Genomic DNA, 24,658 nt, shown 5'->3' on the forward strand with positions numbered 1-24,658 from the left:
GCGACGGCCACCGGGTCCAGCGAACCTCAGGCGGCGGGCGGGCACGTTGCCGAAGGATGTCGGCAACGAGAGAACATCCTAGCCAGGCGTGCCCGGTTCCTCCGCCGTGGCCAGCGCCGCACCCGGGGCGGGCGTGGCCTGCGGCACCGTCGGCGCGGGCGCCACCGGCGCCGATTCCGGCGGCGTGGGCACAGCCTCCGTGGTGGGCGTGGCGGCTGCCGCCGGGGCCGCCTCCGGCGACACGCCCAGCGCCGTCAGCACCGCGACCGCGGTGCGCGGGCCGATGCCGGGGACCTCGGCGATCTCGTCGACGCTCGCCGCGGCCAGGCGCTTGAGCGAGCCGAAGTGGCGCAGCAGGGCCTTGCGGCGGATCTCGCCCAGGCCGGGCACGCTGTCGAGGTCGGAGGTGGTCATCCGGGCCGAGCGCCGCTCGCGGTGGAAGCGGATGGCGAAGCGGTGCGCCTCGTCGCGGACCCGCTGGAGCAGGTAGAGGCCCTCGGCGGTGCGGGGCAGGATGATCGGCATCGAGTCGTCGGGCAGCCAGACCTCCTCCAGCCGCTTGGCCAGGCCGCAGATGGCCACGTCGGTGACGCCCAGTTCGGTGAGCACCGCGGCCGCGGCGTTGACCTGCGGCGCACCGCCGTCGACCACGACCAGCTGCGGCGGGTACGCGAAGCGCTTCGGCCGGCCGGCGGCGGCCTCCTCGGTCGGGTCCACCGGCCCCTCGGCCAGGTAGCGGGCGAACCGCCGCCGCATCACCTCGCTGATCGCGGAAACGTCGTCGGTCGCGCCCTTGATGATGAAGCGCCGGTAGTCGGACTTCTTCGGCACGCCGTCCTCGAAGACGACCATGCTGGACACCACGTCGGTGCCCTGGATCTGCGAGATGTCGTAGCACTCGATCCGCAGCGGGGCCGCGGCCAGCCCGAGCGCGTCCTCGATCTCCTCCAGGGCCTTGCTGCGGGCGGTGAGGTCACCGGCCCGGCGCAGCTTGTGCTGGGCCAGCGCCTGCAGCGCGTTGCGCGCGACGGTCTCCATCAGCGTCTTCTTGTCGCCGCGCTGGGGCACCCGCATGGTCACCCGCGAACCCCGGTGCTGCGACAGCCAGTCGGTCAGCGCGTCGGCGTCGGCGGGCAGTTCCGGCACGAGCAGCTCGCGGGGCACGTCGGCCTCGCCGGTCTCGCCGCCGTAGATCTGGGTGCAGAAGTGGTGCACGAGGTCGCCGATGCTCAGCTCCTCGGTCTTGTCCACGATCCAGCCGCGCTGGCCGCGCACCCGCCCGTCGCGTACGTGGAAGACCTGCACCGCGGCTTCCAGCGGGTCGTCGGCGAAGGCGACCACGTCGGCGTCGGTGCCGTCGGACAGCACGATCGACTGCTTCTCCATGGCCCGGCGCAGCGCGATCAGGTCGTCGCGCAGGCGCGCGGCGCGCTCGTACTCCATCGCCGCCGACGCCTCGTGCATCTGCTTCTCCAGGCGGCGCTGCATGGTGTCGGTGCGCCCGGCCATGAAGTCGCAGAAGTCCTCGACGATGCCGCGGTGCTCGGCGGCGCTGACCCGGCCGACACACGGCGCGGAGCATTTGCCGATGTCGCCGAGCAGGCACGGCCGCCCGATCTGGCCGGCCCGCTTGAACACCCCGGCCGAGCAGGTGCGCGCCGGGAAGATGCGCAGCAGCAGGTCGAGGGTCTCCCGGATGGCCCAGGCGTGCGAGTAAGGCCCGAAGTAGCGCACGCCCTTGCGCTTGGCCCCGCGCATGACCAGCAGCCGCGGATACTCCTCGTCGAGGGTGACCGCGAGGTACGGGTACGACTTGTCGTCGCGGTACTTCACGTTGAAGCGGGGGTCGTACTCCTTGATCCAGGAGTACTCCAGCTGGAGCGCCTCGACCTCGGTGCCGACCACGACCCAGTCCACGCCGGCCGCGGTGGTGACCATCTGCTGGGTGCGCTGGTGCAGCGTCCAGACGTCGGCGAAGTAGGAGTTCAGCCGGCTGCGCAGGCTCTTGGCCTTGCCGACGTAGATGATCCGGCCCTGCTCGTCGCGGAACCGGTACACACCGGGCGCGTCGGGAATCGTGCCCGGCGCGGGCCGGTACTGGGACGGATCAGCCACGCCGCCAAGCCTAGACGATCAGTCCGACACGCCTCCCGGCCCGCAATCCGGGGACCGGACGCGGGTCCACATGAGATCCGGCAGCCCGGCGGGCCGGGCATGCTCAGGCGAGCTTGATCTCGCCGTTCTCGACCTTGATCTCCTTCTTGTCCAGCGCGCGGGGGGCGGGCGGCTGGAGCACCGAGCCGTCGGTGATCGAGAACTCGCTGAAGTGGCACTGGCACTTGATCTTCCCGGCCTCCACCTGGCTCACCGGGCAGGCCTGGTGGGTGCAGATCGCGCTGAAGGCGGCGTACTGGCCCGCCGTGGGCTGGGTGACGACGACGCCCTGCTCCTTGAAGATCACCCCACCGCCGACCGGGATGTCCGCGGCCTTGCCGAGCACCGTGCCCGCGCCGACGGCCGCGCCGCTGGCTCCGGGGGCGCCCTGGTCGGTCGCCCCGCCGGTCGGCTCGGTCGCCGGGGCCTCGGAGCCGCACGCGGCGAGCAGCGCACCGGCGCCGACGACGCCCGCGGAGGCCAGCAGGACCCGGCGCGAGGTCGCGCCGGAGGTCGTCACGTCACTCATGAGAGGCCTTCCAGGTGTAGGTGAGGTTTTCTCTGGATCAACCTAGCGGCCCGTTCTGAAATTTAGCTGCGAGTTCAACTATTTTCTTCACCCAGCGCCAACAAGATCGCCCAACTTGCCCGGCACCTGGGCGTATCTTGAGCCCGCTTTCGCCCACTTGCCAGGCAAGTCGGGCGATCTTGGCAGGACGCACGCGGCGACGGGGCGCGCGGAAAGTCCCGGCGACCGCGGAGGTGGTCGCCGGGACGGGTCGTGCGGGGTGTGGCCGGGTCAGGCCACGGCGGCCTTGGTGCGGGCCTTGCGGGCGCGGGGCGGGGTGACCGGGGCGGGGGCGTGCGCGGCGAGCATCGGCTTGAGGAACTGGCCGGTGTAGCTCTCCGCGACGGCCGCGAGCTGCTCCGGGGTGCCGGTGGCGAGCACGGTGCCGCCGCGGTGGCCGCCCTCGGGGCCCATGTCGATCAGGTGGTCCGCGGACTTGATCACGTCGAGGTTGTGCTCGATCACGATCACCGTGTTGCCCTTGTCGACCAGTCCCTGCAGCACCAGCAGCAGCTTGCGGATGTCCTCGAAGTGCAGGCCGGTGGTCGGCTCGTCGAGCACGTACACGGTGCGCCCGGTGGAGCGCTTCTGCAGCTCGGAGGCGAGCTTCACGCGCTGCGCCTCGCCGCCGGACAGGGTCGGCGCGCTCTGGCCCAGCCGCACGTAGCCCAGGCCGACGTCGACCAGCGTCTTGAGGTGGCGGTGGATCGCGGGGATGGCCTGGAAGAACTCGGCCCCCTCCTCGATCGGCATCTCCAGCACCTCGGCGATGGTCTTGCCCTTGTAGTGCACCTCCAGGGTCTCCCGGTTGTACCGGGCGCCCTTGCACACCTCGCACGGCACGTACACGTCGGGCAGGAAGTTCATCTCGATCTTGATCGTGCCGTCGCCGGCGCAGTTCTCGCAGCGCCCGCCCTTGACGTTGAACGAGAAGCGCCCCGGCCCGTAGCCGCGCACCTTCGCCTCGGTCGTCTCGGCGAACAGCTTGCGGATGTTGTCGAACACGCCGGTGTAGGTCGCCGGGTTCGAGCGCGGGGTGCGCCCGATCGGCGACTGGTCCACACCCACGACCTTGTCCACGTGCTCGAGACCGGTGACCCGGGTGTGCCGGCCCGGCACCATGCGCGCCCCGTTGATCTGGTTCGCCAGCACCGTGTACAGGATGTCGTTGACCAGCGTCGACTTGCCCGACCCGGACACGCCGGTGACCGCGATGAACTGCCCCAGCGGGAAGGCCACCGACACGTTGCGCAGGTTGTGCTCGCGCGCGCCGACGACGGTCAGCTCGCGGCCCGGGGTCGCCGGTCGGCGGTGCGCCGGGGTCGCGATCTCCTTGCGGCCCGACAGGTACGCCCCGGTCACCGACTCCTCGTTGACCAGCAGCTTGTCGTACGGCCCGCTGTGCACGATGCGCCCGCCGTGCTCGCCCGCGCCCGGACCGATGTCCACCACCCAGTCGGCGGTGCGGATGGTGTCCTCGTCGTGCTCCACCACGATCAGGGTGTTGCCCAGGTCGCGCAGCCGCACCAGGGTCTCGATCAGCCGGTGGTTGTCCCGCTGGTGCAGGCCGATCGACGGCTCGTCCAGCACGTACAGCACGCCGACCAGGCCGGAGCCGATCTGCGTGGCCAGCCGGATGCGCTGGGCCTCACCGCCGGACAGCGAGCCCGACGGCCGGTTCAGCGACAGGTAGTCCAGGCCGACGTCGACCAGGAAGCGCAGCCGGGCGTTGATCTCCTTGAGCACCCGCTCGGCGATGAAGCGCTGCCGGTCGTCCAGCTCCAGCCCGGCCAGCACCACCGCGGCCTCGCCGACCGACAGCGCGCACAGCTCGGCGATGTTGCGCCCGTCCAGGGTCACCGCCAGCACCTCGGGCTTGAGCCGGGTGCCCGAGCAGACCGAGCACGGCACCTCCCGCATGTAGCCCTCGTACTTCTCCCGCGACCACTCGCTCTCGGTGTCGGAGTGGCGGCGCTCCAGCCACGGGATCACACCCTCGAAGCCGGAGTAGTACGAGCGCTCGCGGCCGTACTTGTTGCGGTAGCGCACGTGCACCTGGTTCTCCGCGCCGTGCAGGATCAGCTTCTGGCCCCGCGCGGTGATGGCCCGCCACGGGGTGTCCATGTCGAAGCCGTTCTCCTCGCCGAGGGCCTCCAGCAGCCGGGAGAAGTACTCCTGGGTCTGGCCGCCCGCCCACGGGGAGATCGCGCCCTCGCCGAGGCTCTTCTCCGGGTCGGGGATGACCAGCTCCGGGTCCACCTCCTTCTTGGTGCCCAGGCCGGTGCACTCCGGGCACGCGCCGTACGGCGAGTTGAAGGAGAAGACCCGCGGCTCCAGGTCCTCGATGCCGAGCTGGTGCTCGTTGGGGCAGGCCAGGTTCTCGGAGAACTTGCGCTCGCGGTGCTCGTCGTCCTCGGGCAGGTCGACGAAGTCCATGATCACGATGCCGCCGGCCAGGCCCAGCGCGGTCTCCACCGAGTCGGTGAGCCGCTGCTTGGAGCTCTCCTTGACGGCGAGGCGGTCGACGACCACCTCGATGTCGTGCTTCTTCTGCTTGGCCAGCTTCGGCACCTCGCCCAGCGGGTGCACCACGCCGTCGACCCGTACCCGGGCGAAGCCCTTGCTCTGCAGGTCGGAGAAGAGGTCGAGGTATTCGCCCTTGCGGCCGCGGATCACCGGCGCGAGCACCTGGAAGCGGGTGCCCTCGGCCATGGCCAGCACCCGGTCGACGATCTGCTGCGGGCTCTGCCGGCTGATCAGGTGGCCGCAGACGGGGCAGTGCGGCTGGCCGACGCGGGCGAAGAGCAGGCGGAGGTAGTCGTACACCTCGGTGATGGTGCCCACGGTCGAGCGCGGGTTGCGCGAGGTCGACTTCTGGTCGATGGAGACCGCGGGGCTCAGGCCCTCGATGAAGTCGACGTCGGGCTTGTCCATCTGGCCCAGGAACTGCCGGGCGTACGACGACAGCGACTCGACGTAGCGCCGCTGCCCCTCCGCGAAGATCGTGTCGAAGGCGAGGCTCGACTTTCCGGAGCCGCTCAGCCCGGTGAACACGATCATCGCCTCGCGCGGCAGGTCCAGGCTCACATCGCGCAGGTTGTGCTCGCGCGCCCCACGGATGATCAGTCGGTCGCTCACAGGAGGCTCTCCCCACACGGTCTTTCGGCGATGTCTTCGGGCGGTCCGCCACGGCGACGGCCCAGCTCAGGGCATGGGTCGGGGCAGCACGACACGCTCAGCACGCAGTGCAGTCGCGTGCCTGGGCAACTCTAGCCCCGGCCCCCGACATTCTCGTTTCGCGCCACGAACACACGTGCTAACCCGGCGATTCGCGGCTGTCCCGCGAGCCGCCGCAGGCGGCCCGAACCACCCGTTCGGCGCACGGGAGCCCCCCGAGCTGGTCACCCAGGAGTGTGAACAGAGCGACGCCCGTCGCCGATTCCCGGGTGGCGCCGGTCACCCCCGGCTCGGCCGACCCCGTCGCGGGTCACTCCCAGGGCAGCCGGTGCAGGGCCAGCTCGACGGTGCGCAGCAGCCGCTCGCGGTCCGCGCCGCCCGCGGCGTCGACCGCGAGCCCGGAGGACAGCGCGAAGACGAAGCCCGCCGCCGCCTGTGGATCGACCGAGGCCGGCAGGTCGCCCTCGGCGCGCGCCCGCTCCAGCCGCGTCACCAGGAGCTGCTCGCCGCTGTCACGGCGGCGGGCCAGCTCGGCCCGGATGGCGGCCGCGCCGTCCCCGGCGGCCAGCGCGCCGTGCACCAGCAGGCAGCCCGGCGGGGTGTCCGGGCCGGTGGTGGCCCGTGCCACGCCCTCCAGCCAGTGCCGGACCACCTCGCGCACCGTCCGCTCCCTGACCGCGTCACGGGCGTATTGGAAGACCGACTCCTCGTAGCGGTCGAGCACCTGGGAGAACATGCCGGCCTTGGAGCCGAAGGCGGCGTACACGCTGCCGGGCTTCAGCCCGGTGGCCACGGTCAGGTCGGCCATCGTGGTGCCCTCGTAGCCCTTGGCCCAGAAGACGTCGAGCGCGGCCCCCAGCACCCGGTCGAGGTCGAACTCCCGCGGCCTGCCCACCGCCATCTCGCCACCTCCGGCAATTTTTTGAGTGAATGTTCAATATATCACGTGGCAAACCTCGGCTCCCGGTGCCATATTGAATGAGTACTCAAGAATTCGAACGAGGAAGCGAGTGAGTGATGACGCAGCAACTGAACGGCAAGGTGGCCCTGGTGACCGGCGGGTCGCGCGGCATCGGCGCGGGGATCGCCCGCCGCCTGGCCCGCGAGGGAGCCACCGTGGCGGTGACCTACCAGTCCTCCGCCGACGCGGCCGCGACGGTGGTCAAGGAGATCGAGGCCGAAGGCGGCACGGCGTACGCGGTACGGGCCGACTCGGCCGACCGGGACGCGGTGCGCGGGGTGGTGGACGAGGTCGCGCGGCGGTCCGGGCGGCTCGACATCCTGGTCAACAACGCGGGCGTGGTCGGGTTCGGGCCGATCGGCGAGCTGACCGACGAGGTGTACGACCAGACCGTGGGGGTCAATCTGCACGCGGTGTTCCACGCCAGCCAGGCGGCGCTGCGCCACCTGGGCGAGGGTGGCCGGATCATCACCATCGGCAGCGTCAACGCCGACCGCATGCCCTTCGCGGGCGGCAGCCTGTACGCGCTGACCAAGGCCGGGGTCGCGGGCTTCACCCGGGGCCTGGCCCGCGAGGTCGGCCCGCGCGGCATCACCGTCAACACGGTACAGCCCGGCCCGGTCGACACCGACATGAACCCGGCCGACGGGCCGATGTCCGGCGCGCTGCTGCCCGCGCTCGCGGTCGGCCGCTACGGCACCGCCGACGAGGTCGCGGCCGCGGTCGCCTACCTGGCCGGCCCCGAGGCCGGCTACGTCACCGGCGCGACGCTGGACATCGACGGCGGCTTCCTCGCCTGACCCACCGCCGGGGCCTGCCGGGCTCCGTGAAGATCGCTGTTTCCGGTCATGATCTGCGGCTGCGGTCGCACCTCGGAAAGTGACCTGAAACGGCGATCACGCCCCGGCAGGCCCGAGCCGAGCGCGACGCGCACTGCCGCCCGCCTTCGACCGATGTCCGAATACGGGTGTGCGTAGGCCCTCAGCAGCGCATACCATTCGCGATCGTGACGGATCTGATCGACTCGCAGCTCACCGGCCGGCCCGAGACGGGGCCGGCCAAGCCCGACTGCGTGGTCTGCGGCCACGTTCCCGCCACCGAGGTGACCTTCTACCGGCACGTCGGTCTGGTGCTCTACGTGCGCTTCAACCGGATCCAGGGTCCATTCTGCCGCGACTGCGGCCTGGCCAAGATGCGCGACGCCACCGCCGAGACGATCACCAGCGGACTGTGGAGCCCCGTCTCGTTCGTGCTCGCGCCGCTGGCCCTGATCCGCAACCTGATCGGCCGGCGCACCGTGCTCGCCCTGGACAAGCCGGTCCCCCGCCCGGGGCAACCCGAGTCGAACCTGGCACCGCTGCTGCCGACCCGACCGGTGTTCCACCGGTTCAAGTCCTGGTTCGCCCCCGCCGTCCTGGCCGCCGTGATCGCGTTCGTGGCGCTGGCCGACCTGCCGTCGGCGGAGAAACTCGACGTGGTGGGCGGCTGCGTCAAGTTCGACCGCGTCCTGCACGTCGACAGCGCGGACTTCGTCCGCTGCGACGGCGACCACGACGCGGTGATCACCAGCATCGAGAACACCTGGCAGGACTGCCCTGGCCCCTACGTCGAGAAGCTCTACCACTACTACTGCCTCGAACCCGCCCCCGGCGCGGCCCCCCTCATCAACCTGCCCTGACCCCGCCCCCGATCTTCGCACCGCCGCAGTTTCCAGGAAACTGCACGAATCCGTGCGCCGATAGCCGCAGTTTCCCCGAAACTGCACGCCGCCCGGCCGGACGTCGGTCCGGGTCGGCGTGCGGGGGTGTCTCGTCAGCGGGAGCGGAAGTTCCAGTGGGCGGGGCGGGTGGCGGGGCCGCCGCGGCCGGTGCGGCGGGCGCGGGCGCGGCGGGACTCGAACGCGAGCTCGCGTTGCAGCTTGCACCAGCTCTCCCAGCGGCGCGCGGACAGGCCGCCGTCGGCCAGTTCCGCGCGCACCGCGCAGCCGGGCTCGCTCTCGTGCGCGCAGTCGTGGAAGCGGCACTGCTCGATCAGCGCGACGATGTCGGCGAAGGTGCGGTCGAGGCCCTGCTCGCCGTCGAGCAGGCCGACCGCGCGGATGCCGGGGGTGTCCAGCACCGCCCCGCCGCCGGGCACCGGCACCAGCGCGCGGTACGTCGTGGTGTGCCGGCCCTTGCCGTCGACCTTGCGAATCGCCTGGGTCTGCATCACGGTCGCCCCGATCAGGGCGTTGACCAGCGTCGACTTGCCCGCTCCGGACGCGCCGACCAGTCCGAGGGTGCGGCCGTGGGCGACCAGGGGGCGCAGCGCGTCCAGGCCGGTGCCGTGTTCGGCGCTGACCGCGATCGCCTCGACGCCCGGGGCCAGCTCGGCGAGCTGATCGGCCAGCGCGTCCGGGTCGGCGACCAGGTCGGCCTTGGTGATGATCAGCAGTGGCCGCGCGCCCGAGTCCCAGACGAGCGCGAGCAGGCGCTCGATGGTCGACGGTTCGGGCAGCGGGTCGGGTGAGGCGATCACCGCGGCGGTGTCGACGTTGGCGGCCAGCACCTGGCCGGTGGCGTCCTTGTCGGCGGTGCGGCGCACGATCGCGCTGCGTCTGGGCAGCACCGCCTCGATGGTGGTGCGGTTGTCCGGCCAGTGCCGCAGCGCCACCCAGTCACCGGCGCACGGCAGCGCGACCGGGTCGGCCGCGGCCGCGATCATGGCTGGCCCGCCGAGCCCGGCCCGGGCCGTGCCGGCGGCGGTCAGCACCGTGCAGACGCCGCGGTCGGCGCGCACCACCCGGCCCGGCACGTGGTCCGGCCGGTCGAACAGGGGGTACGCGGATGCGAAGTGGTCGTCCCAGCCGAGGGACGACAGGGAGACTGTCATCGGATTCCTTGTCATGGATGCGCGAGTGGAACGGGGGTCACGCCATCCGGGAGGGTGGCGTGCTGGATACCTCGACAGACATGTCGCCACCTCCCTCGAAGTCATCGTGGCGAGCTGTCCTCACCTTCGCTGCCACGGTACGCGTGCCGCCGGGGCCGGGCCACGCGATTTCGGGCGTCACCCGGCCGGGTCATTCTCCGGGTGGCGCGTCCACCGCCGTCGACCGCCCGGCCACGAGCAGGGTGCGGTACGCGTAGTGGTAGTCGGCGCAGCCGGGGCGGTGGCACAGCCGGCAGGCGGCCCCGGGCGCCCCGGGATCGGGCAGGTGGTCGCGCAGCATCCGCCGGTATCCCGCCGCCTGCGCGTCAGTGATGCGTCCAGTGTGCACGTCGCCTCCCGGCACAACCGTCACCAGGGCTCTGACTCCACAGTGCACGCGCGAGATGCAAGTTGCAACCCGGCGCGCGAAGAAGTCTCCAGATCGCCCGCTCGTGGCGTCCCCTTGCCTGAGCCGACGGGACGGCAGCAGACTGTTCCTCGCACTGTCGGCAATGGATGATCAGGTCGAAGGAGGGCCGTGGCGACCTCGGGCACCTCGCTACGCCGCCGCCGCCTCGGGGTGGCCCTGCGGGAGCTGCGCGAACGCGCCGGCATGACCCACCAGCAGGTCGGCCCCGCCCTCGACTGCTCCCCCTCGAAACTGAGCCGCATCGAGAACGGCGAGGTCGGCGTACGCCGCAGCGACCTGCTGGTGCTGCTGGACCTGTACGGCCTCGACGACGCCGGCCAGCGCGAGGAGCTGATCGAGCTGGCCCGCGAGTCCAAGCGCCGGGGCGGCTGGTGGCTTCAGTATGGCGAACTCACCCACCCGTATTTGAAGCTGATTCAGCTCGAATCCGAAGCAGCATCGATTCGAGGCAACGAGCTGACGCTGATACCCGGACTTCTGCAAACAGAGGACTACGCACGCGCGCTGATTCGAACGGCCAGCCCGGATGAGGACGAGGAGGTGGAGCGCCGGGTCGGCATTCGGCTGACAAGGCAGGAAATCCTGTACCGGCCGAATCCGCCGGAGTTCTGGGTGGTACTCGACGAAGCAGCGTTGCACCGCCACATCGGCGGCGTGGCGACCATGAAAGATCAGCTGGATGCGCTGGCGGCGGCATGCGAGCGGCCGAACATCACCGTGCAGGTCCTGCCGTTTGAGCACGGCGAGTACGAGGCCATGACCGGCACGTTCAGGGTCATGCGCTTTCCGGATCACCGCGACCCGGACACCGTCTACCTCGAAGGCTTCGGTGGAACCGTCTACCTGGATGACACGCGCGATATCGCACGATATAGCCTAGTTTTCGACCATCTCTGTGCGGCGGCGCTCAGTCCACAACTGTCACGTCAACGGATCCTCGCCGTTGCGCAGAGTCTTGCTGAGCATGTTTGAGGAGACGACCTATGCGCGATGTCGACCTGTCAGGCGCTGGGTGGCGCAAAAGCACCCGCAGTGGTGCAGCCCAGGGTGACTGTGTGGAAGTCGCACAGGTCCAGACATCGGTGGCAGTGCGCGACTCGAAGCACCCGGTCGGGCCCGTCCTACTCTTCTCCCTGAGTGACTGGCGATCCTTCCTGGAGGGCACCAAGGCGGGCGAGTTCGACCGCTGACCAACCATCGCCCACACTAGACATCGATCGATACCCTCTCGGACAAGCGATTACCGCGAGTCAGAGGAGTCGATGTGCGACTGGGTCTTCGTGGCACTTTCAGATCACCCTATGGCCGGGTTGCCGTCGCCGTTCTCCTGTCGACGGCAACCATGGTCCTACTTCTCGCGACACCGTTCGCTCTCAGCTATCTCGGCGACATGCCGAACACCGACTGGGCCAGGATGAGCGATGTCGCCGAAACCTTCGGAGCGATAGCGACCCTGATCGGCGCCCTGACGCTCGGCGGCGTGGCCGTCTCGTTGATGATGCAGGCTCGCGACAACAAGCTGAACCGCGAACAGACGCGCCGGAGTTTCCATCTCAATCTGTACGCGATGGCCTTCGACGACCCGTCGCTGCTGGAGTGCTGGGGTGAGGTGGTACCCCCGTCCTACAGCCACGACGAACACCGTCAGCACGTTTATGTCAACCAGATCGTGTCGTTCTGGTCGATGCTCCACAAGGTGGACGAACTACCCGAGGATGAGTTGCGGCAACTTACCGCCGCCTTGTTCAAGCGTGACCCAGGTCGACGCTATTGGCATGTGGCCGGCCCGTATCGCAGGGCACTTCGCGGGTCGAGGCGTACTCGCGAATTCGTGGCAATCGTCGACGACGAATACCGCAAAGCGACCGCGAACACAGAGAGCGCGGCTGCGCCCGGAACGGATCCGGCCGAACAGCCGCTCCAGGTCGGCAGGCACAAGAGCTGACGTACTTCACCAACCCTCGGGCCGGTAGGACCCGAACGTCCACTGGTTGCCGTCGGGGTCGGCGGCGGTGTAGCTGCTGCCGCCGTACTCCTCCGCCTTCGGCGGCGAGACGATCTCCGCACCGTTGGCCACGGCCTTGTCGTGGTGCGCCTGGACGTCCTCGACGATCACGTACAGCCAGGCCGGACCGGCTTCGAACGGCGTGCGGCCGTCCCCGCCGTCGGTGGTCGAGCTGACCATGACCATGCCGGTGCCGTGGGTCAACTCGGCGTGCGCGACCGTGCCGTCCGCGCCCGGCACCACCAGCACCTCCCGGAACCCGAAAGCGTCCCGCAGGAACCGGATCGCGGCCACCGCGTCGCGGTAGCGCAGCGTGGGAATCACCGTTGCACCCGACATCTCGACCTCCCACCAGCGACGCTACCGCCCCCGGCCCACCCCTGCCCCGGAACGCCCACCCCCGCCCAAGGTCATCCGACGCGTACCGGGCCTCGCGCCGCCATGATCATCCGGCTTGCCGGGCACCTGTGCGTATCTTGGGCCCGCTTACCCACGTGTGCCAGGCAAATCGAACGATCTTGGACCGCGGCGCGGCGGGTGGACCGTCACTCGATGACCAGGCTCAGGCGGCCGTCACCCTGCTCGACCACGAGCAGCGTGCCGGGGGGCACGTTCTCCAGGACCTCCGGCGGGAGCTGCACGGTGCCGTCGGAGGCGACCACGGCGAACTCGCGGCCCTCGCGGCCCTCCGCGCCGACCCGGCCGTCCCGGATGGTCACCGCCCGGCCCAGGCGCGCGCCGACGTCCGGGTCGTGGGTGACCGCCACGATGGTGGTGCCGCGTTCCCGGTTGATGGTGTCGAGCGCGTCGAGCACCTCGTCACGGGCCTCGCGGTCGAGGCGGCTGGTGGGTTCGTCGATGAGCAGCAGGCCAGGCGAGGCGGCCACGCCGACCGCGATGGCGACCCGCTGCGCGGCTCCTGGCGGCAGGTCGCGCACCCGGCGGTGGCCCATGCCGACCAGCCCGAGCAGGGACAGGATGCGCTCGGGGCGCTCCACGTCGGCCGGGCGCACCTGCGCCGCCCGGCGCTGGGCCAGCCAGATGTTGGACAGCACGGAGGCGTACGGCAGCAGGTTGCGCCGCGCCCCCTGCAGCACCACGCCCAGGTCGGTCCCCCGCATCCGGGCCAGCTCGGCGTCACTGACCCGGCCGATGTCGACCGGCCCGATCCGCACCTGCCCGGCGCTGGGCCGCATCAGGCCGGACAGCAGCGCGATCAGCGTCGACTTGCCCGAACCCGACGGCCCGACCAGGGCGAGCTTCTCCCCCGCCGCGATGTCGAGGTCCACGCCGGACAGCGCGACCACGTCGCCGCCGTCGGCCCGGTAGATGTGCAGCACCCGGCGGCACCGCACGGCCAGTCCCGTCACTGCTCCTCCTCCCTGCGCCGACGCACCACGTGCGCCGCCGACCAGCAGCCCAACAGCAGCACCGCGCACGCGGCGGCCACCGGTCCCGCGACCGCGCCGGGCTCCGGCAGCACGGGCGGGGTGAACGTGGTGTCGCCGTCGGAGAAGACCGGCAGCACCGTGCGCGCCAGCGCCCAGGCCAGCGCCGCCGAGCCGAGGCCCGCCACGGCTGCCGCCAGCGCCAGCGCGCTCCGGCTGCCGGCCGAGACCAGCAGCAGGGTACGGGTCCGGACGCCCTGCTCGCCGAGCACCGACAGCCCGCTGTCGCCACCGGGCCGCTCGAACATCGCCAGGGCGGGCAGCCCGATCGCGGCCAACAGCACCGCGAACGCGGCCACCGCCAGCGCGAACCACAGCCCGAGCCGAGGCGCGGCGCTGATCTGCGCGCGCCGCTGCGCCACGGTGTACTCCTCAGACACCGTGAGCCCGGCCCGGCGCAGTCGGTCCACGGCGTCGGCGGGCGCGTCGGCGGACAGCCACACCTCCGGCTGGGTCAGCGCGGTGCCGCGGCCTAGCACGTACTCGGCTACGTCGAAGTCGAGCAGCGCGCCCTGCGGCCCGAAGCGGGGCACCGCGCCGAGCGTGGCGACCGCGGTCACCGGCAGCTCCATGCCGCCGGTGGCGGTGAGCAGCGGCGAGCGCAGCGGGCCGGTGACCGCCATCGGCAGCGGGCCGGGCAGCGCCGCCGAGGACAGCCGCATGTCCGCGGCGACCGCGGAGTCGACCGAGATCCGCAGGCCCTCCGGCGTGCCCCGCAGTGCCGGGACCGGGCGGGCCGCGCTGGCGGGCGGCTGCGACCAACGCCGCACGTCGCCCAGCGCGGCGGCGTCCAGCAGCACCCGGCCGGTCTCGTCGCGGATCGCGTGGATGGTGGCGTCGAAGCGGGGCTGGTCGGTCCGCATGTTCTGGAGCTGGATCTCGTCCAGGCGGCACGGCTCCGGGTCGCAGAGTGTGGCGTCTGCTTCGAGCCGCTGCGGGCCGGGCCGCAGACCGGGCATGCGCAGGTCGTGCCGCAGCCCGCGGTCCGAGATCACCAGCACCCGCAGCTGCAGCGAGAGCTCGGGGTCGGGGCTGTCCACGGTCACCTCGACGACCAGCTTGCGCGCGCGGAACATGATCGCTGTCGGCTCGACCGGCCGCAGCAGGCCGGCCACCGCACCGGGTGCCATGCCGGCACTGTCGGGCCAGTTCGCCACCCGCGCCAGCCGCGTGGTGTCCACCGCGATGATGTTCGGCAGCTGGTTGCCCTTGTACCGGGCGACCGCCATCGCGAAGCGCCGGTCCGGGTCGGCCGCGTCCACGGCCGAGCGCAGCTGCACCGCGGACGCGTTCTGCACCACGGCCACCCGGGCCGCGCCGGTCTGCACCCGCGCCCGCTCGTCCCAGGCCCGCCCGGCCGTGTCGTACGCGGTGACCGCGAAGCCGAGCAGCCCGAACACGACCGTCACCAGCACCACCAGCCGCCCCGTGCCCGGCACCCGGGCCAGCGCGAACCCGGCCAGACCGGTGCGCCAGCGGCCCCGCCGCAGCGCCGAGCGCGCCACCCGCGCCGCCACCAGGGGCAGCAGCCGAGCCCCGAGCAGACCGCAGGCGAGCCCGAGGCAGACCGGCGCGAGCAGGCCGATGCCGCCCGCGTCGCCCGCCGCGGCGGCCTGGTAACCGGCGACCGCGGCGAGGCTGCCCACGGCCACCTCCAGCGCCGTCGCGAACCGGCCCCGCCGCGGGGAGCCGCTGCGCCGCAGCAGCCCCAGCACCGGCGTACGCAACGCGCCGACCTGGGCGAACGCACCCGCGAGCAGGGCCCCGAGCACCGCCAGCGCGGTGTAGCGCAGCGAGGTTCCGTCCCACTGCACCGTGCTGCCGGGCAGCACCACCTTGACCAGCGCCGCCGTGGCCGCGTACCCGGCGAGCAGGCCGGGCACCGCGGCGGCCAGCACCGGCACGGCCACCTCGCCGAACGGCAGCGCCCAGCGCAGCCGGCCGGGCGTGCCGCGCAACGCGGCCAGGCCCAGCTCCTCACGCCGCTGGTCGACGCCGGCGGCGACGGCCAGGAACAGCACGAACCAGCAGATCAGAATGAGCGGCACGGCGGCCACGGTGACCGTGTCCGCCAGCATCCGGTCGCCCTGCTCGATGCGCTCGCCGAGGTCGGGCATCAGCGTGCTCCCGGCGTACCCCCCGGCTCTGAGCTGCTTGAACGCTTCCTCGATCCGCCCGGCCAGCCCCGCCGTGTCGGCGAACGCCGCGGGCTCGGCCACCAGGTCGACGGTCCTGGTCGCCTGGCCGCCGAAGCCTTCCAGCGAGCGGTCGGTGACGAACAGCACCGGCTGCTCGACGCCTAGCAGCGAGACCCGGTCGGCCCAGTACGGGTCGGCGGCGTCCGGGCGGCGGTAGGTGCCCACGACGGTGAATCGCACCGGGTCCCCGCCCGGGGCGCTGAACGCCAGCACCCCGCCGAGGCGTACGCCCAGCAGCTCCAGCGCGCCGTCGGGCAGCACCGCCTCCCGGTCGGCGACCGCGCACCGCCCCGCGGTCACGGCCAGTTCCCGGCACACCCCGCTGCGCGCCGCGAGCAGGGCGTCGGTCGCCTGTGCTCCGCCGGCCGCGCCCTGCAGCTGCAGCCCGTACACGGTGCGCATGTGCGCGACGTAGGGCAGCGTGGTGGACCGGGCCTCGGTCGCCTCGTCGGCGCTGGTCAGTTGCGAGGCCGTCAGGACGCGCTCGGTCACCGGGGCCTGCGCGATCTGGTCCAGCCGCAGCGACTGCGCCGCCGCGGCGTGGTAGACCGGGCCACCGGCGGCGGCCGCGGCCGCGGCGAGGGTGAGCAGGAACGTGATCAGGGCGGCGGCGCGCCGCTCGCGGATCATCTCCCACAGCAGCGTCGTCATCGGCCGTCCTCCAGGTCCAGTCCGGTGACCCGGGACAGCCGGGTGCCCACGACGTACGCCGTGGCGGTCAGCAGCAGACCCGCTGCCACCAGCACGGAGATCGGCAACACCGATGAGGCGGGCGAGTCGTCCGCGGCCGCCCCGCCGAGCAGCCCGCCACCGGCGGCCGCCGCGGCGACGATCAGCAGGTAGCCGCTGCGGGTGGCCCGGCGCACCGAACGCTGCGGCACGCCCTGCGTCCGCAGCGCGGCCAGCTCGGCCCCGCGCCGCGGCCCGTCGACGGCGCCCACCAGCACCACCGCCACCATCACCAGCAGCACCGCCAGCAGAGCCGCGCCGAAGCGGAACCGCGAACCCGGCCCCTGCCCGACGGCGAGCCGCTGCTCGGTGCGCTGCGCGGCGGTCTCCGCCGACACGAACACCAGGCCGGTGGCGCGCAGCCGGTCCACCGCGTCGGCGGGAGCGTCCGGCGCGAGCCATACCTGCAGGTCGGCGATGTTGTCGGTGCTGTCGTTCGCCCGGTCGGCGTACTCCAGGTCGACCAGCAGCCCTTGCGTGCCGACCCCGGGCAGGGCGGGTGCCGCGGCGACCACGTCGACGGGGCGGCGCAGCGGGCTGAGCAGCTCGCCGCGGACCACGGTGCGGTCGTGCGCGAGCCGTTCCTCCCCCGCCAGCACGGCGGGCACCGGCAGCGGCACGTCGGCGACCTGCACCCGCACCTCCGGGTCCGGGTAGCGCGGGTCGACCGGCTCGTAGTCGACCGACAGCCCGCCGGGCAGTGGCGACAGGGTCACCCCCGCCGCGCCGATCGTGGTCCGCCAGCGGGCCGGGTCGGTCATCGCGGCCGCGTCGGCGACCACCGCGTCCGGGGCGGCCTGGGCGATGCCGTGCAGCACCAGGCCGCCGGGGTCGAGGCGGAAGCTCAACCAGGCCAGCCGGCAGCCGCCGCCCGCGCACACCGGCACGTCCAGCCGCAGCGTGTGCCGTCCCGAACCGGGGACGACGGCCGCCGTGGCGGTGACCGGCTCGCCGCCCGGCCCGTCCAGCACAGCGGTCAGCGGAAGGTCGATGTGCATCGTGTCCGGCATGGTGAGGTCGAGCAGCAGTGTCGCCCCGGTGATCCGGACCGAGGGATTGGCGGGCGGGCGCAACTGCCGCGCCACCCGGTCGGCCGCGACACCGGCGCCGGACGGCCAGTACGCGACCCGGGCCAGGCGGGCGGCGTCGACGGCGACGGTCGTGCCGGTCGACGACTCCTGACGGGCCACCGCCATCGCCCAGTCGCCCGCCGGGTCGGCCTCGCGCACCAGGTGCAGCAGCGCGGCCCGGGACGGCGCGCGGACCCGGACCACCTCGGCCGCGCCCAGCGCCAGCCGGGCCTGCTCCTGCTCGGCGGCCTGCAGCGCCTGCCAGCCGTACGCGGCATGGCCGAGCAGCGCCACCACGATGACGACGAGGGCGACCAGCCGGTCCATGCCGGGCCGGCGCGCGGCCGACAGGGCGCCGAGCGCCGTGCCCACCCGTCCCACCCGCAGCGCGGCCCGGCCGAGCAGGCCCGCCAGCGGGCGCACCGACCGCGCGGCGACCAGTCCCGCCGCGACCAGGACGAGCACCGGCGCGGCGGCGGGCAGCACCGTCTCGGCCAGACCGAGCACCTCGGCGTCGCCGTTGCGCAGCTGCCAGGTCGCCGCGACGGCAAGGACCACCACGACGACGACCGCGGCACCGCCTGCCGCGCCGCGTCGGGCGGGCACCTGCCGCAGCGCGTCGAGCACGCCGCCCCGGTGCACCCGGACCTGCGCGAACACCACGCTGACCAGCACGGCCAGGGTGAGCCCGCCGGCCACCGCCAGCGCGGTCGCCGACAGCGGCACCGGCCCCGGCGCGGACATGGTGGCCCACGCCAGCAGTTGTGCCAGCAGCCGGCCCAGAACCAGCCCGACCGGCAGGGCGACCAGCACGGTCAGCACCCCGGGCCCGGCCGTCAGCGCGGCCCGGTGCCGGGCCGGCGCGCCACGCAGCGCCCCGAGCACCGCCTGGGTACGCCGTTCGGCGGCCGCGTGGCCGGCCCCGAGCAGCAGCACCCACCAGGCGACCCCGAGCAGCAGCACGGCCCCGACCACCACGGGCACGGCGACCTTGTCACGGTCCGCGATGATCTGCGGGAGCAGCCGCGACAGGCCTCCGGTGACAGCGATGCCACGCCCCGGCTCCTCGGCCGAGCGCAGCGTCCGGGCCAGGGCGTCGACGTCGTCGGGGCTCATCGCGGTGAGGTCGGCGACGTGGTCGAGGGTCGCCTGGAAGGTGTCTGCGCCGAGCGTCTGCAGGGTGTCGGGCACGGTGAAGACCGGATTCTCCACGCGCAGGGGCACCGGGGTCAGCTCGCGCCGGCCCGCCCAGTACGGGTCGGTGAGCCCACCCCCGGCGCCGTCCACGTCGTACACCCCGGTCACCCGCAGCGTGGCCGGTGGAGCCGTGGGCTGGACCTGGAACGCGAACGTGTCGCCCGCGGCGAGCCCGAGCCGGCGCGCGGTCGTCGCGGCCAGCGCCACCTCGCCCGGCTGCGCCGGGCAGGAGCCGGTCAGGGCCAGGTGCGCGCAGACGTCGTCGCGGGCGGCGAGCAGGATCTCGATCGGCGCACCGGCTTCCCGGGGGGTGACCGCGCCGCGGCGGTAGCCGCCCCGGATCTCGCGCACGCCAGGGCCCGCCGGGACCACCGCGATGGAGCCGCGCAGTTCGGCGAGCGCGGCCGCGATCCCGTTGCGGGCGGTCATCTCCACGGTGACGGTGAGGCTCTGCTCGCCCGGAGTGGCCGCCGCCGCGGAGGCGGCCAGAACGTTGCGGGCGGCGGCGTCGGCGTACAGCGGACCCGCCACACCCACGGCCACCACCAGCGCGGCCAGCACACCCAGCAGCGCCGTCTCGCCCAGCCGCTCCCGGATCGCGCTCAATACCAGCCGAACCATCGCCAACCTCTGCCCGAACCCGTGGTGACCGCCATGCCATAAGCGATCAAGGCCCGACAGGCGGTTGACGCCGCGTGCCGTTTGTGGCCGATCGGCTGGTGGCGGGTCGCCCGGACGGGTGACTGGCTAACGCACGGCGTCCAGCCGGTAGAGGTCGTAGCGGCGCATCAGGTCGATGATCCGGTCGGCGTGGCGGGCCCCGCCCGGATATCCGGCGGCCTGCAACTCCCGCACGAAGCGCTCCGGGTCACCGGCGTGGCCCAGCGCCCGGACGTGCTGCGGCACGCGGGCCAGCAGCGCCGCGTGGTCGGCGAACGAGTCGGCCTCATCGCGGTACGCCCGCAGCGAGGTCCCCTCGTAGGCCCGGCAGCCCAGCATGACGGCCGCGTGCCGCGCGTCGGCCCGCGGATTCGCGCCCGGCTGCGCAGCAGTTCCCGGCTGCGGGCCTGCGGACCGGTGCGGGGCTCCAGGCGACGCCGCCCCGTTCGAGGGGTTCTCGGCGGGCTGCCCGTCAGCCGCGGCCGGGCGGATCTCCGGTGGAGCGGCGCAGGCCGTGCCGAAGTAGTTGTGGTCGCGGCGGGCGGGCGCGGCCCGGCCCCAGTCCGACGCGTCGACCGCCTGGGCCACCAGCACCGAGGCGGGTACGCCGCTCGTACGCGCCGCGGCCTGCGCCGGGGCGGACGCCTGCTCGACGAAGTCGCCCGACGACGTAGGCGGCACCCGCACGGGCTCCTGCCCGCACCAGGGCAGCCAGGGCCGCTGCGGTGACCAGCGCACGAACGACTCGGCGACGTACCGGCCGCCGGCCAGCCGCAGCCAGACGGCCGAACCGGCGGCCTGCTCCCCGGTGGCCTGGCACAGCACGGCCAGCGCCTGACCGTCGTCGACCGTGCCGAGCCGCGCCGCGCCCGTGCCCGCTTCGCGGCGCATGTTGAGCACCGAGCCGCCGGTGGCGACCCGCGCGGTGACCGCGCCGGTGCTGCCGGACCCGCACCAGGCCACCTCGGGCCGGGCCGCCGGCCAGGCCAGGAACGCGTCCGGCAGGTAGCGGTCCGCCCCGACGCGCATCCAGTACGCCGAGCGCCGCTCGGTGCCCGTGATCTGCTCGCCCCACACCTTGCAGTGCACCGCGACCCGGGTGTCGTCGCCGAGGGAGGCCATGGCCCGCTTGTCCGTGGCGGGGCCGGACCGCACGCTCACCACGCCGCCGTCGGTGTTGATGCGCGCGCTCGGCGCTGTCGGATCGGCGATCGCGGCCGGCAGCCCACCGGACACGGCCGGCACCGCCGCGGCGGGCACGGCGCGGGGGGCCGCCGCCGCGGCCAGCGGGGCCGGAATCGCGGCGAGCAGCAGGAAGGGCGTCAACAGAGCGGTGCGCAGGACCGTACGCGGCGTGGCCGACATACCACCAATAACGGAACTTAGGCGCGAAAGACACCCATTCATCCGGGTGATACCCGCCACCCGAACGACCCCGACCGCTATTTTGGATCACGCCTGCCGGACAATGGAGCCATGCTTACCCGCCCCGATCTCCGTAACGTCGCGATCGTCGCCCACGTCGACCACGGCAAGACCACGCTCGTCGATGCCATGCTCACGCAGGCCGGCGCCTTCCACGCGCGCGCCGCGGCCGCTGACCGGGTCATGGACTCCGGCGATCTGGAGCGGGAGAAGGGCATCACGATCCTCGCCAAGAACACCGCCGTCAAGTACGTCGGCGAGAGCGGCGAGCAGGTCACCATCAACATCATCGACACTCCCGGCCACGCCGACTTCGGCGGTGAGGTCGAGCGCGGCCTGACCATGGTCGACGGCGTCATCCTGCTGGTGGACGCCTCCGAGGGCCCGCTGCCGCAGACCCGCTTCGTGCTGCGCAAGGCGCTCAAGGCCCGCATGCCGATCATCCTGGTCATCAACAAGGTGGACCGGCCCGACGCGCGGATCAAGGAGGTCGTGGACGACACCTACGAGCTGTTCCTCGACCTCGACGCCGACGAGTCGCAGATCGACTTCCCGATCGTGTACGCCTGCGCCCGCGACGGCATCGCCTCGCTGACCCAGCCGGAGGACGGCAAGGTCCCCACCGACAGCGACTCGCTGCAGCCGCTGTTCCAGGCGCTGCTCGACACCATCCCGGCGCCGACCTACACCGAGGGCGCGCCGCTGCAGGCGCACGTCACCAACCTCGACGCCTCGCCGTTCCTGGGCCGCCTCGCGCTGTGCCGGGTCCGGGAGGGCCGCATCCGCAAGGGCCAGACCGTCACCTGGTGCAAGACCGACGGCACCCAGCAGAACGTGCGCATCTCCGAGCTGCTGATGACCGAGGCGCTGGAGCGCAAGCCGGCCGAGGAGGCGGGCCCCGGCGACATCATCGCCGTCGCCGGCATCGCCGACATCATGATCGGTGAGACGCTGGCCGACGCGGAGAACCCGATCCCGCTGCCGCTGATCACCGTCGACGAGCCGGCCATCTCGATGACCATCGGCACCAACACCTCGCCGCTGGTCGGCCGGGTCAAGGGCGCCAAGGTCACCGCGCGCATGGTCAAGGACCGGCTCGACAAGGAGCTCATCGGCAACGTGTCGCTGCGCATCCTGCCGACCGAGCGCCCCGACGCCTGGGAGGTGCAGGGCCGCGGCGAGCTGGCGCTGGCCATCCTGGTCGAGCAGATGCGCCGTGAGTCGTACGAGCTGACCGTCGGCAAGCCGCAGGTGGTCACCAAGGACATCGACGGCAAGCTGTGCGAGCCGGTCGAGCGCCTGACCATCGACTCTCCCGAGGAGCACCTCGGTGTGATCACCCAGCTGCTGGCCACCCGCAAGGGCCGCATGGAGCAGATGGTCAACCACGGCACCGGCTGGATCCGGATGGAGTGGCTGGTCCCGGCCCGCGGCCTGATCGGCTTCCGGACCGAGTTCCTGACCGACACCCGCGGCACCGGCATCCTGCACCACGTCTTCGAGAAGTACGAGCCGTGGTTCGGCGAGCTGCGCACGCGCAACAACGGCTCGCTGGTCGCCGACCGCTCGGGCGTGGTGACCGCGTTCGCGATGACCAACCTCCAGGAGCGCGGCACGCTGTTCGTCGAGCCGACCGTCGAGGTGTACGAGGGCATGATCGTCGGCGAGAACTCGCGCTCCGACGACATGGACGTCAACATCACCAAGGAAAAGAAGCTCACCAACATGCGGGCTTCCACCTCGGACGAGACCGAGAAGCTGATCCCGCCGCGCAAGCTCTCCCTGGAGCAGGCCCTGGAGTTCTGCCGCGAGGACGAGTGCGTCGAGGTCACCCCGGCCGCGGTACGCATCCGCAAGGTCATCCTCGACCAGACCCAGCGCGGCCGCATCGCCGCCCGCCGCAAGCACGCCTGACCCACCCCGCACCAACCGCCAAGGCCCCCGCCGCGCCCCACGCGCAGCGGGGGCCTTCCCCGTCGCGTTGATCATGAACTTATGGCACGGGTCAACGGCGCGTCACTGCCACAACCTCATGATCATCTACGGTACGGGCCCCGGCGCCGCCGGCGACCACGATCGATCATGAAGTTATGGGCACGACTCGCCGTCGAGCCGTGCCATAAGTTCATGATCAACCCGAGGCGCGGGGCGGGCCGGGGCGGGGGTGTCGGGCGAGGGCTACTGGTGGGTATGCTGCGCGGACCCTCGACCCTCGGGAGATCCACAATGCGCGCAGACCGGCTGGTGCTGGGGCTTTTCGGCCTCGCCTCGGTGCTCAACATCCTCGCCGCCGGTATCGGGAGCAAGCCGCTGGACTGGGCGACCAAGCCGCTGCTGCTGCCCCTGCTGGCGCTGTGGTACTTCCTGAACCAGCGAGGCAAGGGCGTGCCGCCGACCACCGGCATCCTGGCCGCGCTGCTGTTCTCCTGGGCCGGTGACGTGGCACTGCAGTTCGAGGGCAGCACCGCGTTCATCACCGGCATGGCGCTGTTCGGCACCGCGCACGTCTGCTACGTGACGACCTTCGTCCGCAACGGGGCGCTCGCCCGGGTGCGCCGGTTCCCCATGCTGCTGGTCCCGATCGGGTACGCGATCTTCCTGGTCGGCGCGCTGACCTGGCTGTGGCCCGCGCTGTCCGAGGCGGGGCTGGCCGTGCCGATGGCCGTCTACGGCACGCTGCTGTCGTCGACCGCCGCGCTGGCGTCGGCCTTCGGCTGGCGCACCGCGCTCGGCGGCGGCCTGTTCCTGATCTCCGACTTGCTGATCGCGGTGCGCGTCGCCGACGCGTTCACCATCCCCGGCCCGCCGGTCTGGGTGATGGTCACCTACATCGCGGCGCAGTTCCTGCTGGCCACCGGCTGGGCCGAGCGCCGCCCGGCCTGACCGCGTACGGGGCCGCACGACACGGCCCCGGCCCGAATTTCATAGACGCTGGCCTATGACGTCGACTCCGCGGGACGGACAGTCGATGCCATAGGCCAGCGTCTATGACAAGCGCGACGCCCGGAGCCGTCAGGACGGGTCGGCGGCGAGGCAGTAGATGTCGACGCTGGTGGTCCGGCCGCGCCGGGTGTGGGTCTCCTCCACGACGCCGATCGTGTCGGACGGGCACTGGCTCTCGTCGCCGACGACCTTCGTCACCATGCCCTGGTTCGGCTGGCCGCAGTCGACGAACTCGACGTCGGAGCCGCTGGCGACGACGCACTTGCCGATCTTGTTCGCCGGGTCACCGGCCACGACGGCGACCGCGACCAGCCCCACCAGAGCCAGCGGGACGAGCAGGCCGACGATGGTGGCCCGCTGGTAGACGGGCTTGCCCGGGTTCCACGGCACACCCGACGAGCCGTCGGGGGCCGGGACCGGCTCGGTGAGCCGGTCCAGCTTGCGGCGCGCGAACAGGTTCATCAGCAGGATGAACGGCGTGATGATGAACGACGCCCAGCCCCACCAGCCCTGCACCAGGGTGCGGCTGGTCATGGTGCGGAAGATCGCCAGTCCGCAGGTGCGGCAGTAGGTCCCGCGCTCCTTGAGGAACTGCATCATGATGATCAAGCCGCGGTGGCCGCGGAAGGTCATCTCCGCGGCCGGGCTGCAGCCGCAGTTCTGGCAGCGGTATGTGCGGTCCGGCTGCTGCACCGGTGAAGAGAGGTATGAGGGGATCAGTTCGGTCACGGCGCGGGACTCTAGTGCAGCCCGGGGCATGCCGCCGCCCCGGAAGTGGGTACG

18 protein-coding genes and 1 pseudogene are annotated in these 24,658 nt (G+C 72.4%); 7 read left to right on the forward strand and 12 right to left on the reverse strand.

Annotated features, from left to right (window positions below; genetic code table 11):
- Positions 1-78 precede the first annotated feature (78 nt).
- The 4 genes and pseudogenes from uvrC to AB0B35_RS02005 form a co-directional block, all read right to left on the reverse strand.
- Complete coding sequence (gene uvrC / locus AB0B35_RS01990) at positions 79-2,115, reverse strand: excinuclease ABC subunit UvrC (protein WP_361039524.1); 2,037 nt, start codon at positions 2,113-2,115, stop codon at positions 79-81.
- 103 nt (positions 2,116-2,218) lie between these two features.
- Complete coding sequence (locus tag AB0B35_RS01995) at positions 2,219-2,683, reverse strand: Rieske (2Fe-2S) protein (RefSeq protein ID WP_361039527.1); 465 nt, start codon at positions 2,681-2,683, stop codon at positions 2,219-2,221.
- Positions 2,684-3,025: 342 nt separating this feature from the next.
- Positions 3,026-5,860 (reverse strand): annotated as a pseudogene (gene uvrA / locus AB0B35_RS02000) (excinuclease ABC subunit UvrA); the annotation flags it as partial.
- A gap of 349 nt (positions 5,861-6,209) precedes the next feature.
- The gene (locus AB0B35_RS02005; RefSeq protein WP_361039529.1) at positions 6,210-6,800 is read right to left on the reverse strand and encodes a TetR/AcrR family transcriptional regulator; all 591 of its coding nucleotides are present in this window, start codon (positions 6,798-6,800) and stop codon (positions 6,210-6,212) included.
- A gap of 116 nt (positions 6,801-6,916) precedes the next feature.
- Between AB0B35_RS02005 and AB0B35_RS02010 the strand changes: the two genes are divergently transcribed.
- Together AB0B35_RS02010 and AB0B35_RS02015 are read left to right on the forward strand one after the other, a co-directional pair.
- The gene (locus tag AB0B35_RS02010) at positions 6,917-7,660 is read left to right on the forward strand and encodes a 3-oxoacyl-ACP reductase family protein (protein ID WP_361039532.1); all 744 of its coding nucleotides are present in this window, start codon (positions 6,917-6,919) and stop codon (positions 7,658-7,660) included.
- Positions 7,661-7,866: 206 nt separating this feature from the next.
- A complete protein-coding gene (locus AB0B35_RS02015; protein ID WP_361039535.1) occupies positions 7,867-8,538 on the forward strand; it encodes a hypothetical protein in 672 nt (223 codons plus the stop codon).
- Positions 8,539-8,672: 134 nt separating this feature from the next.
- Here the strand turns inward: AB0B35_RS02015 and rsgA are convergent, their stop codons facing one another.
- Positions 8,673-9,731: a ribosome small subunit-dependent GTPase A gene (gene rsgA / locus AB0B35_RS02020; protein ID WP_361039537.1), complete on the reverse strand. Its 1,059-nt coding sequence runs from the start codon at positions 9,729-9,731 to the stop codon at positions 8,673-8,675.
- Positions 9,732-9,921: 190 nt separating this feature from the next.
- On the reverse strand, positions 9,922-10,119 hold the full coding sequence (locus tag AB0B35_RS02025) for a hypothetical protein (RefSeq protein ID WP_361039540.1): 198 nt from the start codon (positions 10,117-10,119) through the stop codon (positions 9,922-9,924).
- Positions 10,120-10,308: 189 nt separating this feature from the next.
- On the opposite strand from AB0B35_RS02025, the gene AB0B35_RS02030 reads away from it, so the two are divergent.
- From AB0B35_RS02030 to AB0B35_RS02040, 3 genes are all read left to right on the forward strand, one after another.
- Entirely contained in the window at positions 10,309-11,172 is an 864-nt protein-coding gene (locus tag AB0B35_RS02030; protein WP_361039543.1) for a helix-turn-helix transcriptional regulator, read from the forward strand.
- Positions 11,173-11,183: 11 nt separating this feature from the next.
- Entirely contained in the window at positions 11,184-11,390 is a 207-nt protein-coding gene (locus AB0B35_RS02035) for a DUF397 domain-containing protein (protein WP_361039546.1), read from the forward strand.
- A 74-nt stretch (positions 11,391-11,464) separates the two neighbouring features.
- Entirely contained in the window at positions 11,465-12,145 is a 681-nt protein-coding gene (locus tag AB0B35_RS02040; protein ID WP_361039549.1) for a DUF6082 family protein, read from the forward strand.
- A 6-nt stretch (positions 12,146-12,151) separates the two neighbouring features.
- On the opposite strand, the gene AB0B35_RS02045 is transcribed toward AB0B35_RS02040, so the two are convergent.
- From AB0B35_RS02045 to AB0B35_RS02065, 5 genes are all read right to left on the reverse strand, one after another.
- Positions 12,152-12,544: a VOC family protein gene (locus tag AB0B35_RS02045; RefSeq protein ID WP_361039551.1), complete on the reverse strand. Its 393-nt coding sequence runs from the start codon at positions 12,542-12,544 to the stop codon at positions 12,152-12,154.
- A 206-nt stretch (positions 12,545-12,750) separates the two neighbouring features.
- Complete coding sequence (locus AB0B35_RS02050; protein ID WP_360529255.1) at positions 12,751-13,575, reverse strand: ATP-binding cassette domain-containing protein; 825 nt, start codon at positions 13,573-13,575, stop codon at positions 12,751-12,753.
- A complete protein-coding gene (locus AB0B35_RS02055) occupies positions 13,572-16,502 on the reverse strand; it encodes an FtsX-like permease family protein (protein ID WP_361039554.1) in 2,931 nt (976 codons plus the stop codon). The genes AB0B35_RS02050 and AB0B35_RS02055 overlap by 4 nt, the downstream gene beginning before the upstream one ends.
- On the reverse strand, positions 16,499-19,468 hold the full coding sequence (locus AB0B35_RS02060; RefSeq protein ID WP_361039557.1) for an ABC transporter permease: 2,970 nt from the start codon (positions 19,466-19,468) through the stop codon (positions 16,499-16,501). The genes AB0B35_RS02055 and AB0B35_RS02060 overlap by 4 nt, the downstream gene beginning before the upstream one ends.
- Positions 19,469-19,594: 126 nt before the next feature.
- A complete protein-coding gene (locus AB0B35_RS02065; protein ID WP_361039559.1) occupies positions 19,595-20,872 on the reverse strand; it encodes a glucosaminidase domain-containing protein in 1,278 nt (425 codons plus the stop codon).
- A 111-nt stretch (positions 20,873-20,983) separates the two neighbouring features.
- Between AB0B35_RS02065 and typA the strand changes: the two genes are divergently transcribed.
- Both typA and AB0B35_RS02075 read left to right on the forward strand, forming a co-directional pair.
- Positions 20,984-22,846: a translational GTPase TypA gene (typA, locus tag AB0B35_RS02070; protein WP_360529267.1), complete on the forward strand. Its 1,863-nt coding sequence runs from the start codon at positions 20,984-20,986 to the stop codon at positions 22,844-22,846.
- Positions 22,847-23,158: 312 nt separating this feature from the next.
- On the forward strand, positions 23,159-23,815 hold the full coding sequence (locus AB0B35_RS02075; protein ID WP_361039562.1) for a lysoplasmalogenase: 657 nt from the start codon (positions 23,159-23,161) through the stop codon (positions 23,813-23,815).
- A gap of 129 nt (positions 23,816-23,944) precedes the next feature.
- Here the strand turns inward: AB0B35_RS02075 and AB0B35_RS02080 are convergent, their stop codons facing one another.
- Positions 23,945-24,604: a hypothetical protein gene (locus tag AB0B35_RS02080; RefSeq protein ID WP_361039565.1), complete on the reverse strand. Its 660-nt coding sequence runs from the start codon at positions 24,602-24,604 to the stop codon at positions 23,945-23,947.
- Positions 24,605-24,658 lie beyond the last annotated feature (54 nt).

Source organism: Catellatospora sp. NPDC049133 (assembly GCF_040648455.1).
Classification (GTDB): Bacteria; Actinomycetota; Actinomycetes; order Mycobacteriales; family Micromonosporaceae; genus Catellatospora; species Catellatospora aurea.